Annotated in this window: 15 protein-coding genes and 1 pseudogene; 10 read left to right on the top strand and 6 right to left on the bottom strand. The window is 64.0% G+C overall.

The genetic code is table 11. The features are described 5' to 3' along the window. Positions 1–16: 16 nt before the first annotated feature. Positions 17–1,207 (bottom strand): glutamine-hydrolyzing carbamoyl-phosphate synthase small subunit, encoded by a 1,191-nt coding sequence (gene carA / locus ACVWYI_RS34295; protein WP_354052506.1) that lies wholly within the window; start codon positions 1,205–1,207, stop codon positions 17–19. Between the two features lie 146 nt (positions 1,208–1,353). Here carA and ACVWYI_RS34290 point away from each other — a divergent pair, with 146 nt between their 5' ends. The 5 genes and pseudogenes from ACVWYI_RS34290 to ACVWYI_RS34270 all read left to right on the top strand — a co-directional run. Then, positions 1,354–2,082, top strand: a complete 729-nt coding sequence (locus ACVWYI_RS34290) for an alpha/beta fold hydrolase (protein ID WP_354052508.1) — start codon at positions 1,354–1,356, stop codon at positions 2,080–2,082. A 33-nt stretch (positions 2,083–2,115) separates the two neighbouring features. Further along, complete coding sequence (locus ACVWYI_RS34285; RefSeq protein WP_354052510.1) at positions 2,116–2,571, top strand: GatB/YqeY domain-containing protein; 456 nt, start codon at positions 2,116–2,118, stop codon at positions 2,569–2,571. Between the two features lie 63 nt (positions 2,572–2,634). After that, a complete protein-coding gene (locus ACVWYI_RS34280; RefSeq protein WP_247447607.1) occupies positions 2,635–3,774 on the top strand; it encodes an epoxide hydrolase family protein in 1,140 nt (379 codons plus the stop codon). Positions 3,775–3,784: 10 nt separating this feature from the next. After that, positions 3,785–5,395 carry an acyl-CoA synthetase gene (locus tag ACVWYI_RS34275; protein ID WP_354052512.1) on the top strand — a complete coding sequence of 537 codons (1,611 nt, stop codon included), beginning with the start codon at positions 3,785–3,787 and terminating at the stop codon, positions 5,393–5,395. A 127-nt stretch (positions 5,396–5,522) separates the two neighbouring features. Next, positions 5,523–5,732, top strand: a pseudogene (locus ACVWYI_RS34270) (hypothetical protein); the annotation flags it as partial. Between the two features lie 54 nt (positions 5,733–5,786). Here ACVWYI_RS34270 and ACVWYI_RS34265 read toward each other — a convergent pair. After that, positions 5,787–6,593 (bottom strand): transglutaminase-like domain-containing protein, encoded by an 807-nt coding sequence (locus tag ACVWYI_RS34265; protein WP_247339321.1) that lies wholly within the window; start codon positions 6,591–6,593, stop codon positions 5,787–5,789. Positions 6,594–6,992: 399 nt separating this feature from the next. Here ACVWYI_RS34265 and ACVWYI_RS34260 point away from each other — a divergent pair, with 399 nt between their 5' ends. Next, a complete protein-coding gene (locus ACVWYI_RS34260) occupies positions 6,993–7,172 on the top strand; it encodes a hypothetical protein (RefSeq protein WP_247339425.1) in 180 nt (59 codons plus the stop codon). Positions 7,173–7,190: 18 nt separating this feature from the next. On the opposite strand, the gene ACVWYI_RS34255 is transcribed toward ACVWYI_RS34260, so the two are convergent. Genes ACVWYI_RS34255 through ACVWYI_RS34245 form a run of 3 tightly spaced genes read right to left on the bottom strand, consistent with a single transcriptional unit; the run spans position 7,191 to position 8,477 of the window. Beyond that, positions 7,191–7,703 (bottom strand): SRPBCC family protein, encoded by a 513-nt coding sequence (locus ACVWYI_RS34255; RefSeq protein WP_247339322.1) that lies wholly within the window; start codon positions 7,701–7,703, stop codon positions 7,191–7,193. Next, positions 7,700–8,170, bottom strand: a complete 471-nt coding sequence (locus ACVWYI_RS34250; RefSeq protein WP_247339323.1) for an SRPBCC family protein — start codon at positions 8,168–8,170, stop codon at positions 7,700–7,702. The genes ACVWYI_RS34255 and ACVWYI_RS34250 overlap by 4 nt, the downstream gene beginning before the upstream one ends. After that, positions 8,163–8,477, bottom strand: a complete 315-nt coding sequence (locus ACVWYI_RS34245; protein WP_247339426.1) for an ArsR/SmtB family transcription factor — start codon at positions 8,475–8,477, stop codon at positions 8,163–8,165. Before ACVWYI_RS34245 ends, ACVWYI_RS34250 begins: the two co-directional genes overlap by 8 nt. A gap of 137 nt (positions 8,478–8,614) precedes the next feature. Here ACVWYI_RS34245 and ACVWYI_RS34240 point away from each other — a divergent pair, with 137 nt between their 5' ends. The 3 genes from ACVWYI_RS34240 to ACVWYI_RS34230 are packed head-to-tail and all read left to right on the top strand — an operon-like array spanning position 8,615 to position 11,271. Next, positions 8,615–10,060: an LVIVD repeat-containing protein gene (locus tag ACVWYI_RS34240; RefSeq protein ID WP_247339324.1), complete on the top strand. Its 1,446-nt coding sequence runs from the start codon at positions 8,615–8,617 to the stop codon at positions 10,058–10,060. 29 nt (positions 10,061–10,089) lie between these two features. Continuing rightward, complete coding sequence (locus ACVWYI_RS34235; RefSeq protein ID WP_346730917.1) at positions 10,090–10,605, top strand: hypothetical protein; 516 nt, start codon at positions 10,090–10,092, stop codon at positions 10,603–10,605. Positions 10,606–10,653: 48 nt separating this feature from the next. Continuing rightward, a complete protein-coding gene (locus ACVWYI_RS34230) occupies positions 10,654–11,271 on the top strand; it encodes a LysE family translocator (protein ID WP_456664288.1) in 618 nt (205 codons plus the stop codon). Positions 11,272–11,352: 81 nt separating this feature from the next. Here the strand turns inward: ACVWYI_RS34230 and ACVWYI_RS34225 are convergent, their stop codons facing one another. Continuing rightward, positions 11,353–12,159: an N-formylglutamate amidohydrolase gene (locus ACVWYI_RS34225; protein ID WP_456664287.1), complete on the bottom strand. Its 807-nt coding sequence runs from the start codon at positions 12,157–12,159 to the stop codon at positions 11,353–11,355. Positions 12,160–12,251: 92 nt separating this feature from the next. Here ACVWYI_RS34225 and ACVWYI_RS34220 point away from each other — a divergent pair, with 92 nt between their 5' ends. Continuing rightward, on the top strand, positions 12,252–13,163 hold the full coding sequence (locus tag ACVWYI_RS34220; RefSeq protein ID WP_456664286.1) for a transglutaminase family protein: 912 nt from the start codon (positions 12,252–12,254) through the stop codon (positions 13,161–13,163). Positions 13,164–13,172 lie beyond the last annotated feature (9 nt).

Below are 13,172 nucleotides of genomic sequence, written 5' to 3'. Positions count from 1 at the left end.
ACGGGAGCGGTGGTCCTTACGCGCTCTTGTTCTGCCGCATCAGGTCCGCAAAACGCTGGAACAGATAGTGCGAATCGCGCGGACCCGGTGAGGCCTCGGGGTGGTATTGCACCGAGAACACCGGTTTGCCGTCGAGCTGGATACCGCAATTGGAGCCGTCGAACAGCGAGATGTGAGTCTGGGTCGCGCCCGTCGGCAGGGTGCTCTCGTCCACGGCAAAGCCGTGGTTCATCGAGGTGATCTCGACCTTGCCGGTGGTCTCGTCCTTCACGGGGTGATTGGCGCCGTGATGGCCCTGATGCATCTTCCTCGTCTTGGCGCCGACCGCGAGGCCGAGCATCTGGTGACCGAGACAAATTCCGAACGTCGGCGTGCCCGACTTGATCACGTCCTGGATCACAGGCACGGCATATTTGCCGGTCGCGGCCGGATCGCCCGGACCGTTCGACAGGAACACGCCGTCCGGCTTCATCGCAAGAATATCTTCGGACGAGGTCGTTGCCGGCACCACCGTCACCTTGCAGCCGACGCCGGCGAGCAGGCGCAAAATGTTGCGCTTGATGCCGTAGTCGATGGCGACGACGTTGAACTCAGGCTGGTCCTGGCGGCCAAAGCCCTTCTCCCACAGCCACGGCGTCTCGTCCCAGGTGAAGCGCTGGCCGGAGGTGACCATCGGCACGAGGTCCATGCCTTCGAGGCCCGGCCATTCGCGCGCTTCTTCCTTCAGGCCGTGCAGATCGAACTCGCCGTCCCTGGCGTGCGCGATCACGGCGTTGGGCATGCCCTTGCTGCGGATCAGCGCGGTCAGTGCACGGGTGTCGATGCCGGAGAGGCCGATGATGCCGCGTGCCTTCAGCCACTGATCGAGATGCTTGGTGGCACGATAGTTCGAGGGATCGGTGATCGCGGTGCGCAGGATCACGCCGCGCGCGCCGGGCGTCGCGGCCATGTTCACCGTCTCGATGTCGTCGTCGTTGGTGCCGACGTTGCCGATATGCGGGAAGGTGAAGGTGATGAGCTGGCCGGCATAGGAGGGATCGGTGAGAATCTCCTCGTAGCCGGTCATCGCGGTGTTGAAGCAGACCTCGCCGACGGCTTGGCCTTCGGCCCCGAGACCAAAGCCTTCGAGCACCGTGCCGTCGGCAAGCACCAACAGCGCGGTCGGTTTGTGGTCCGGCCAGGCGGTATCGTTTTCGGATTGTGTCATAAGCCCGGTTCATAGTCCCCGCGGGCGCTGCCGTCAAAGCGGAGAAGCGCGGATTCACATGCGTTTTTGCATATTTGACAGCTCTCCTCGGGCCCTTAAGCTCGGTGGCATAATTTCCGGCAAATTCCGGGGCTTGAGAGGCAATAATGGACCAGACGACCCCGATTGTGCTGGTTCCGGGATTGGCGTCCTCGGCCCGGATCTATGCCCCGGTGATCCCCTCGCTCTGGCGGTTCGGCCCGGTGATGGTCGCCAACCATATCCGTGACGACAGCATGGCCGCGATCGCCCGTCGGGTGCTGAGCGAGGCGCCGCCGCGCTTCGCGCTCGCCGGCCATTCGATGGGCGGCTACGTCGCGCTCGATATCATGCGCCAGGCGCCCGAGCGGGTGGCCAGGCTCGCGCTGATCAACACGCAGGCCCGGCCCGACACGGAGGAGGCGACCACGCGCCGCCGCGGCCTTATGCAGCGTGCCAAGCGCGGCGAGCTGTGTGCGGCTCGCGAGGAGATGTTTCCCGAACTGGTGCATCCCTCGCGCCGCGACGATGCCGCCATTCGCCAGCTCGTGCATGAGCAGGGCGAGGACGTCGGCGTCGAAGGTTATCTGCGGCAGCAGACCGCGATCATCGCGCGGGTGGATTCACGGCCGACGCTTGCCACGATCAAATGCCCGACGCTGGTGCTAACGGGCGATCAGGACAACACCATCCCCAACGCGTTCTCGAAAGAGATGGCGGAGGGCATTGCCGGCGCGAAGCTCGTCGTTTTGGAGAATTGCGGACATCTGCCGCAGCCGGAGCAGCCTGGGGCAACGGTGCGAGCGCTGGTCGAATGGCTGGGAACCCCGGTTGTCTCAGGGCTGCGAACGGCCTAGATCAGGCGTCGGATATTCTAGGGGAGCACGATCATGCTGCGCGACGACATCAACAATGCGGTCAAGGAGGCCATGAAGGCCAAGGAAGAGCGCAAGCTGTCCACGCTGCGCATGGTCAACTCGACCATCAAGAACGCCGACATCGAGGCGCGCGGCAACGGCAAGCCGCCGCTGTCGGATGCCGACCTGCTCGGGGTTTTTCAGAAGATGATCAAGCAGCGCCAGGAATCGGTCGAGCTCTACGAGAAGGGCGGCCGTGCCGAGCTCGCCGCGCAGGAGCGCGAGGAGATCGCGGTGATCTCGGCCTATCTGCCGAAGCAGATGTCGGACGACGACGTGAAGAAAGCGATCTCGGACGCGATCGCCGATACCGGCGCGGCCGGCATGAAGGACATGGGCAAGGTGATCGCCGTGTTGAAGACGAAGTACGCCGGCCAGATGGATTTCGGCAAGGCCAGCGGCATGGTGAAGGCGGCGCTGACGGGCTGAGCCGTCATTCCGGGATCGCGCTTCGCGCGCCCGGAATGACGAAAGAAACTCGGGAGGCAACCGATGACCGGCGCCATAAAACCCTTTCGCATCGCCATCGGCGACGACATCCTCACCGACCTCAAGTCGCGCCTCGCGCGCACGCGCTGGCCGGAGGCGGAGCTGGTCGACGACTGGAGCCAGGGCGCGCCGCTGAAATGGATCCGGGAGATCTGCACCTATTGGGCCAACGACTACGACTGGCGGGCGCGCGAAGCGAAACTTAATCGCTTCGAGCAGTTCACCACCGAGATCGACGGGCTCGACATCCATTTCCTGCATGTGCGCTCGAAGGAGCCGGCGGCGCTGCCGCTGATCATCACCCATGGCTGGCCCGGCTCGATCGTCGAATTCCAGAAGGTGATCGCGCCGCTGGTCGATCCCGCCGCGCATGGCGGCAATCCCGCCGATGCCTTCCATGTTATCTGTCCGTCGCTCCCGGGTTTTGGCTTCTCCGCGAAGCCGAAGGCCACCGGCTGGGGCGTTGATCGCATCGCCGCGACCTGGGCCAAGCTGATGGACCGGCTCGGTTACGCGCGCTATGGCGCGCAAGGCGGCGACTGGGGCTCGGCGGTGACGACCTCGCTTGGCATGCAGGACGGCGACCATTGCGCCGGCATTCACATCACGCTCGCCTTCAACGCAGCGCCGAAGGTCGATGGCGAGCCGACACCGGAGGAGAAGCGGGCGCTCGCCGGCCTCAAGCATTACGTCGATCTCGACTCCGGCTATTCGAAGCAGCAATCGACGCGGCCGCAGACCCTCGGCTACGGCTTGACGGATTCGCCGAGCGGGCAGGCGGGCTGGATTCTGGAAAAATTCTGGGCCTGGACCGATTGCAACGGCCATCCCGAAAACATCTTCACCCGCGACGAGCTGCTCGACAACGTCATGCTCTATTGGGCGACGGAGACGGCGACCTCATCGGCGCGGCTCTATTGGGAAAGTTTTGGCAAGCGCCGCACCACGCCGGTCGTCAAGGTGCCGACCGGTGTCGCTGTCTTCCCCAGGGAGATCATCACGCCGGTGCGGCGCTGGATGGAGCCGAACTTCCACAACATCACGCACTGGAGCGAGATGGAGAAGGGCGGCCATTTCGCCGCGTTCGAGCAGCCGGAGCTGTACGTCGGCGAGGTCCGCAAGTTCTTCGCGACCGTGAGGTAGGATCAAGTTCATGCTCACTGAAGCCGCAACCTACGACGAGCTCTATCGCAACTTCCGCTGGGACGTCCCGGCGCGCTTCAACATGGCGGAGGCCTGCTGCGATCGCCACGCCGACGGCACCGGCCGCCTCGCGCTGGTCTATGTCGACGAGAACGGCGTCACCACGCGCACGTCCTTCGACGAGGTCGCGGAGATGTCGCGTCGCTTCGCCAACGTTCTCAAGGCGGATGGTCTTGCCCGCGGCGACCGCGTCGCGGTGTTCCTGTCGCAATCGCTGGAGCTGCCGATCGCGCACATGGCGGCATTCCGTTCGGCGATGATCTCGATCCCGCTGTTCGCACTGTTCGGCGAGGACGCGCTGGAGTTCCGGCTTTCGAATTCACAGGCCAAGGCGATCGTCACGGACGAGGGCGGCTGGGAGAAGCTTTCGAAGATTCGCGACCGGCTGCCGGACCTGAAGAACGTCTATGTCGTCGGCGAGCGCGCAGCCGCGGGCACGAAATCGTTCTGGGATTCGATCAAGGCCGCATCGCCTGACTTCGCACTGGTGGACACGTCTGCGGATGATCCCGCGCTGATCATCTATACCTCGGGCACGACAGGCAATCCGAAGGGCGCGCTGCATGCGCATCGCGTGGTGCTCGGCCATCTCCCCAATGTCGAGATGTGCCACAACTTCCTGCCGCGCGCCGGCGATCTCATGTGGACGCCGGCGGACTGGGCCTGGATCGGTGGACTCGTGAACGGCCTGTTCGCGTTCTGGTATCACGGCATTCCCCTGGTCGGTCACCGCGCGCGAAAATTCGAGCCGCAGGCGGCGATGCAGATGATGGCCGATCTCGGTGTCCGCAACGTCTTCCTGCCGCCGACTGCGCTAAAACTGATGCGGCAGGCCGGCGTGACGCATTCCGGTGTCAAGCTGCGCAGCATCTTCACCGGCGGTGAATCCCTCGGCGGCGAGCTGCTCGGCTGGGTGCGCGAGACTTTTGGCATCGACGCGCATGAGGTGTTTGGCCAGACAGAATGCAATCTCGTGATCGGCAGCAACGCGAATCTGTTTCCGATCCGCCCCGGTTCGATGGGCAAGGCGACGCCGGGTTTCGATGTTCGCATCGTCAACGACACAGGCGAGGAGCAGCCGAGGGGACAGCGCGGCATCATCGGCGTGCGCCAGCCGTGCCCGTGCACGATGATCGAGTACTGGCGCAATCCGGACGCGACGGCGAAGAAATATGCCGGCGAGTTCCTGCTCACCGGCGATCTCGGCATCCAGGACGAGGACGGTTACTTCTGGTACGTCAGCCGCGAGGACGACGTCATCACGACCGCCGGCTATCGTGTCGGCCCGTCCGAGATCGAGCACACGCTGATGAAGCACCGGGCGGTGGCGATGGCAGCGGTGGTCGGCATTCCCGATCCGATCCGCACCGAATCGATCAAGGCCTGGATCGTGCTGCGCCCGGGCTTTGCCGCCGGCGATGCGCTCGCGCGCGAGATCCAGGAGTTCGTCAAGGTGCAGCTCGCCGCCCACGAATACCCGCGCTTCGTGGAGTTCGCGGAGACACTGCCGATGACGGCGACCGGAAAGGTGCTGCGGCGCGAACTGCGGGCGCTCGGGTAGCACGTCGTCATCTCATCGCGACGGCGCCGACAGCGCTGACCGCAGCATCGCTGCGAGGTCTCGTCCCCGGAACGGCTTGGTCAGGATGAGGGCGTTGCCGACTCCGTCGGGCGCCTTGACCGGATTTTGGGCCGCCGTCATCGTGATGCTGCTGATCGTCTCGGCGCTGCCGTATTTCTTGGGCCCGGTGGCGACGCTGCCCGTGCTCGGGCACGCGAACTGGCATCTTTATCGGCGGATCGTGGTGCCAGTGGCGGAACAGGAGCCGGACGCAATGGCAGCGAGCTATTCGCCCGTTGCTAGGCGGCGAGCGCCGGATGAGGTCGGTTCGAGTTAATCTCGGCCAATGATGCAAATTCATCGGCGCTGAGGGCGGCGCTGCTGCCGGTCATCAGGCAACCTCGTCGGTCCATACCTTGAAATTGAGCAGGGTATTCGGACCGAATGTCTGGGTGATCGGGACGTCCGCGGCGTCGCGTCCTTGTGCGATCAGCACGCGGCCGATCCGCGGCGTATTGTTGCGCGGATCGAACATGTGCCAGCTTCCACCGAGATAAGCCTCGAACCAGCCGGCGAAATCTCCCACGGCCCAGGGCTTCGGCGTGCCGATGTCGCTGAGATAGCCGGTGCAGTAGCGCGCCGGGATGTTCATGCAGCGGCAGAACGTGATGGCAAGATGCGCATAGTCGCGGCACACACCCTTGCCTTCGTCGTAGGCTTCCCGCGCCGACTTGGTTGGGCGCGCGTGTTCATAGCCGAAAGCGATGTGACGGTGAACGAAATCGCAGATGGCCTGGACCCGCGCCCAGCCAGGCGGCGTGTGCTCGAACAATTTCCATGCGATATCCGACAGGCGATCGGTCTCGCAGTAGCGGCTGCCGAGCAGATAGACCAGCGTGTCGGCCGGCAGCGCTTCGACGGCGTGCTGAGACGCGTTCGGAAACACCGGGTCGGGCAGACCGCTGTCGCTCACGACGCCGTCGCCGGCAAGGCGAAAGGCGCCGGCCGGCGCCACGATGCGGCTGCACCAATTGCCGAAGAGGTCACGATAGGGACTGATCGCCACCGAGGGTCTGGTGGTCAGCAGGTCGGGCACGATGACATCGGAGGCGCGCGTGAAGTGCGTGCCCAACACTATGAGCATAGGCGTGGGCTGCGGGAATTCGTACAGCATCTCAAACCCGACGCGGAGCTTCATACGTTTTTCCCTTGGCTAAGCTCCCAACATGGCTACGGAGCGGTCGCGCACAAGGCTTTCGACGGCTTATTCGATCGAAAGCGGCCTTTGGCGCTCCAAAAGCGCGGCGCGGGCGAGAAAGCGATAGCTAATTGCAGCGATTGCGCGCACGGTGCGGGAATGTCGGAAAGGCCTGTCTTCTCTGCGCATACGCAGCGCCACGACTATTCGCGCGCGACGTGAAGCGCCTCACTCCCTCGCACCGGTAAAGTCGACTCGTCGCCGACGTCATAACAGCGGTCGTTGCGCATACTGCCCATTCCAGCGGGTGAGCTGGACGCGGCAGGCTCATGCCGCGGACGCCTGAAGGTTCCACCGCGATTCGATCATGAGATCGAACGCCAACCGAAAGCACCCCTGATGCAAACGTTCTCCCCACGGCACGTCAAGACAGAAGAAGCGCTTCGGCTCGGCGTAGAGTCGGGCTGGTACGCGATCAAGGTCAGCGGGACCTTTGTCTCGGGACCGCACGACTCGGAAGCGGATTGCAATCGCAAGATCGACGAGATCAATCCGCCGGCGGTGAAGAAGAAGCGATGAGGGCGCAGAGCCCGCCCGCTACGGTGTCTTGATCCCCATCGCCTTCAACGCTTCCAGCATCTGCACCGGCGGCGCCGTCTTGATCTGCGGCGCCTTGCCCGTTTCCAGCAGGCTCTTCAGCCCCGACAGGATTGCGGGCCAGCCGGTGCGGCCGCCGGAGAGGATGTCGTCGCTGAGCGGACGGTCGTGGCCTTCGCTCATCGTCAGCCGAACCGCCTCGCCGACCGGTTCGATCTCGTAGGTGACCAGGGTCGGTCCGAGCTTTTCGAGCAGCTCGGGCCAATTGACGTTGAAGGTGACCGAGAGCTTTCGCGGCGGATCGTATGCGAGCACCTCGCCGCTGATGTGCAGGGCGCCATCGGGCGTGCGAACGATGAACGCGCCGCCAAGTCGCGGCTCGACCTCCACGGCATTGCCGAAGAAGTACTGCATGCTGAACTCGGCCGAAGTCAGTGCTTCCCACACCTTTTCCGGCGTCGAGGCAATGTAGATGGTGTAGACGGTGAGCGGCTTGAATTGGTCAAGGTTCATTTTGCATCGAATCCCTTGTTGAGGGCTGCGCGCGGAATCGCGAGCACTTTGCCTCCTTCCAGCAGGCTCTTGAGCCCGGACAGGATCGCCGGCCAGCCATTGGAGACGGCCCCGAGATACTTCCCGCCTTCGATGAATCCGTCATGCAGCACGGTCAAACGGACGAGCGAGCCGAACGGCTCGAGCGTGAACACGACGCGGGATATCGGCTCACCGCGCAGCTCCTCGTACTTCTGGTGCTTAAAGCTGTAGGACAGTCGCCGCGGCGGATCAGCCTCGAGGATCTCGCCGGAATCGGTGGTCTCGCCCTCCAGCAGGAGCGCGAAGGGAGAACCGACCTTCCAGTCCGACTGGACTTCGGCGCCGAACCAGTATCGCCTCGTGAATTCGCTCGACGTCAGAGCCTCCCACAGTGTCTCCGGAGTGGTCTCGATGTAGGTGACATAGACGAATTGCGGCTTACTCATCGCGCTTCTCCAACTGGCGTTTCAACTCGCTCAGCGCGGCGAGCTTGCCGCGCTCGAATTTTTTGATCCAGCGTTCGCCGATCTGATGGATCGGCACCGGATTGAGGTAGTGTAGCTTCTCGCGGCCATGCCTGATGGTCGTGACCAGATTGGCCTCTTCCAGAATCACAAGGTGCTTGGTCACGGCCTGGCGCGTCATCGCGAGGTCTTCGCAGAGCTCGTTCAGCGTCTGGCCGTTCCTGGCGTGAAGCCTGTCGAGCAGCGACCGTCGTGACGCATCGGCGAGCGCTTTGAAGACGTCATCCATGGCGGGGATAATAGGCAACCAAACAGTTGCATGTCAAGATGGTGTCTTTGGCGCGCACAATGGTGTCTTTGGCGCGCACAAATGGCTGTGCTAGAATCAAATCTCAGCCAACGTAGATTGGTTCCGGGAGGACTTCGATGTTCCGTTGCGTCTTGACTGCCGCAGGCCTCGTCCTTTTCGCCTGCAGCACCGCGGCACATGCGCAGAAGCAGACCATCGGCGCGCCGCCCGAAGCTTCCAACATGAAGCTGGTCGGTGCGAGCGACCTCCAGGCGCGTAGCGCCTATCAGCCGACCATCCATCACCAGGGCGACCGCTGGATCGCCTATATCGGCCATCACGGCGGCACCGACGATGTGCCCGCTCCCGTCAATCCGATGACCGGGCAGGCCGAACCGAACGGCACCTCGATCGTCGACGTCACCGATCCCGCGCGCCCGAAATATTTGCGGCACCTGCCGGGACAGGAGGGCAAGTATGAATCCGGCGGCGCGCAAATGGTGCGCATCTGCGACGGCAAGTCGTTGCCGAAGGGCGATCCCAACGCCGTCTACATGCTGCGCACCTTCGGCAGCCAGGCGCATGAGATCTGGAACGTCGCCGATCCCGCAAGCCCGGTGCTCGTCACGCGCATCGACGGCCTGAAGGACACGCACAAGAGCTGGTGGGAGTGCGACACCGGCATTGCCTTCCTCGTCTCGGGCGCGCCGGACTGGCGCACGCGGCGCATGACGCAGGTCTATGATCTCAGCGATCCCGCGCATCCGCAGAAGATCAGGGATTTTGGCTTGCCCGGTCAGGAGCCCGGTTCGACCGGCGCGGTGCCCACCGAATTGCACGGGCCGATTTCGACGGGGCCGCAGGGCAATCGCGTCTATTTCGGCTACGGCACCAACAAGGGCGGCATCCTGCAGATCGTCGATCGCGACAAGCTTTTGAACGGCCCGAAGGAGCCGACGCCGGACAATCTGCGCTATCCCGAGATTTCGCGCATGCCGATGTCGGCCTTCAACGGCGCGCATACCACGTTTCCGATGCTCGACATGCCGGTCGCGGAATTTGCCGAGGACAAGGACGGCAAGACCCGCGACATCGTCATGATCGTGGACGAGGCGATTTTGAACGAATGCGGCGAGGCGCGGCAGATGGTGTGGTTCGCCGACGTCACCACCGAGACGCGGCCGATGATGATCTCGAGCTACACCGTGCCGGAGGCGAGCGGACAGTTCTGCCGGCGCGGCGGGCGCTTCGGCTCGCATTCGGCGAACGAGAGCATGGCGCCGGTCTATTACAAGAAGATGGCCTTCATCGCCTTCTTCAATGCCGGGGTGCGCGCGCTCGACATCCGCGATCCCTATCATCCAAAGGAAGTCGGTTACTTCGTTCCGTCGATCACGAGCGCGACCGACAAACGCTGCATTCCGATCGAGGGCGGCGAACGCTGCAAGGTCGCGATCCAGACCAACAATGTCGAGACCGATGATCGTGGCTACGTCTACATCGTCGATCGTGCCAATACCGGCCTGCACATTCTCGAACTGACCGGACCGGCGCGCGCGGCCGCCGGTCTGCCGAAGACCTGACGATGCGGCGCGGGGCGGCGATCGCAGCTGTGGTGTTTGCGCTCGGCGCGTCCGGTGTCGGGGCCTATCAGCTCGCGCCGGCACCGGCCGAAGAGACAGCGCGCTGGCGCGAGATCGCCTGGCCGTTCCCGCGCGACGGCTGGTCCGCCGGCCGCGCGTTTCGTTGCGATGGCGCCTGCGCCGGCGCTGAGCTGTACCTGCGCGCGAAACGCGGCTTCTGCAATTGCGACCGCGGTGTCGCTGACGACGACGAGGTGGATCGTGTCGCCGATATCGATCTGATCAGTCCGCGCTTTGCGGCCGTCGCGCCGGGTGAGGAAGTGGGCATCGGAGCGATGCACGGGCGTGCCAGGCGCTATGATCTGGATATGCCCGACGGCGCTCGTCATGCCGCAATCGGCATCGCCGTCTCGCGGCGCTGCGATCTTTTCGTTGCAGCGACGCAGGGACGTGGGGAAGCAGGCGTGATGCAGCGCGCGGCACTCGCGTTCCTCGAAACCCAGGAGATCAAGACGTGGGTGATGGCGGCGCTGGACGGAAAGTGAGTGCCATGCATTAATGCCGCAAACTGCCCTCAGCGAGTCCTCCCCACGATGTCTATGCAAGCCTATTTCGCCTTCGTCGCCGCCTGCATTGCGCTGGCGCTGCTGCCGGGTCCCATCGTCACCCTCGTCATCGCCAATGGCCTGCGCCACGGCACGCGTGCGGCGCTGACCAATGTCGCCGGCGCGCAAGTAGGCCTCGCCATCGTCATCGGCATCGTCGCGGTCGGTCTGACCTCGCTGATGGCGACCATGGGCTACTGGTTCGACTGGGTTCGCTTTGCCGGTGCCGCCTATCTGATCTGGCTCGGTGTCAAGCTGATCTGGGCGCCGGTCGAGGGCGTCAATGTCGACCAGCCGCCGGCGCCGCCGCGCGGCGGGTTCTTCCTGCAAGGTTTCCTGGTGCTGTTGTCGAACCCAAAGGTGCTGATCTTCTTCGGCGCCTTCATTCCTCAGTTCATGGACATGAACCGCGACCACTTCCCGCAGGTCGCGCTGTTGGGGGCGACTTTCATGGTCACCGCTGCGATGACGGATGCGCTCTACGCCATCGCGGCCGGGCGCGCCCGGAAATTCTTCTCGGCTCGCCGCACGCGGCTGATGTCGCGCGTCTCCGGCGGCCTCATGATCGGCGGCGGCATCTGGCTGGCGCTGACCAGGGCCAAATAGCTCCATCGGGCCGGTTGGCCCTGAACCCTTTGCGGCGGCGATGCGCATCTCGATCGGCGAGGATATCGTCGCGACGCAGGGCTAATCGACCAGCCGCTCCGCCCTGAGCTCCACCTCGATCTCCGCAAAAATCCTTGCCAGCCGCTCGGCCCATTGTTGCTGGCCGGATTGGTCGGCAATGAGGTCCTGGCGGATCTCGATGCCGGTGTTGACGAGGCCGCGGGCCTCGCCGTGAACGGGGATGGTGTAGTCGGTGAGGTCGCTCACTGCATAGGGCTCGTTGTCGCCGACGACGAGATCGCCCTGGCTGCGCAGGTGCCTGAGCAGCAGATGCGGCAGCACGGTGTCGCGATTATACAGCGCGCCGATGTGCCAGGGACGGGCGACGCCGGCATAGACCGGCGTGAAGCTGTGCAGCGACACCAGCACCGTCGGCCGCTTGTCGTGCAGGCGGCGGTCGATCGCGGCATCGATACGGTGATGATAGGGCTCAAAAATCTCGCGGTGCCTCGCGGCGCGCTCGCCCTCGGAGATGCCTTCGTTGCGCGGAATCGCGGTCGCTTCGGAAATGACGGGGATCGAGCTGACGGCGGCTGGCGGGCGGTTGCAATCGATCACCAGCCGCGAATAGCGCTGCGCGATCAGATGTGCGTCGAGCATTTTTGCCAGCCGATCGGCGACGCCGGCGATGCCGATGTCCCAGGCGATGTGCCGCGTCAGCTCGGCCTCAGTGACGCCGAGATCGCCGAGCGCGCGCGGCAAAATCCGTCCGTAGTGATCCGAAGTGAGCAAAAAGGGCGATGTCGCTTGCGCATTCACCTCATGCACTGGCGGAATGTCACCCCCGCCGAGGAGTTGATCGGTCGTGTTGATTGTGTCTAAAGCCATCCAGATTGCCTATGGAAAAAGCAGTCACCCCGAAAAATCGGACGGGAATCGCTATAGATTGGTCCGCCTGACATCACCATGATTGCCTGACGATGCCGCTGCTGACGATTCATCACAAGACCGAATATCGCTACAAGCGCTCGGTGGCGTTCGGCGAGCACAGGATCATGCTGCGTCCGCGCGACGGGCACGATCTGCGCGTGCTCGATTCTCAGCTCGAGATTTCGCCGGAGCCGATGTCGCTGCGCTGGATCCACGACGTGTTCGGCAATTCGGTCGCGATCGCCGATTTCGACGAGCGCACGGATTGCCTGACCTTCGATTGGTCCGTCACCGTCGAACACAATCCGGTGGAGGAGTTCGCGCTGACGGCGGACGATGCGGCCTACTTCTACCCGTTCGTCTATGACGACGAGGAATATCCCGATCTGGTCCAGTACACGACGCCGCACTATGCCGATCCCGATGGCGAGCTCTCGGAATGGGCGCGCGGCTTTCTCGACGAGGATGCGCCGACGCCGACCTTCAAGATCCTGAGCGGCATGACGCATGCCATCCGCAAGCAGTTCAAGTACCGCAAGCGCCACGAGCCCGGCACCCAGCATCCGCTCGACACCTTGCAGTCCGGCACCGGCACCTGTCGCGATTATGCGCTGTTCATGATCGAGGCGCTGCGCCGGCTCGGCATCGCCGCGCGCTTCGTTTCCGGCTACATCTTCGTGCCTGAAAACATCGCGCAACGTCATGTCGGCGGCGGCTCGACGCACGCTTGGGTGCAGGTCTATCTGCCGACCGCGGGCTGGATCGAGTTCGATCCGACCAACGGCATCGTCGGCACCCGCGATCTCATCCGCGTTGCGGTCGCCCGCGACCCGCGCCAGGCGATCCCGCTGCACGGCACCTATATCGGCTCGCAGGACGTCTTCGACGTCATGGAAGTGAACATCAGGGTGGTGTCGGACGAACAGCGCAGCGGCCGGGAGCTGAAGGCGGAGGTTTCGTAGGTCTACTGC

Source organism: Bradyrhizobium sp. LB13.1 (assembly GCF_054056815.1).
This window is presented reverse-complemented; position numbering and strand designations above follow the sequence as displayed.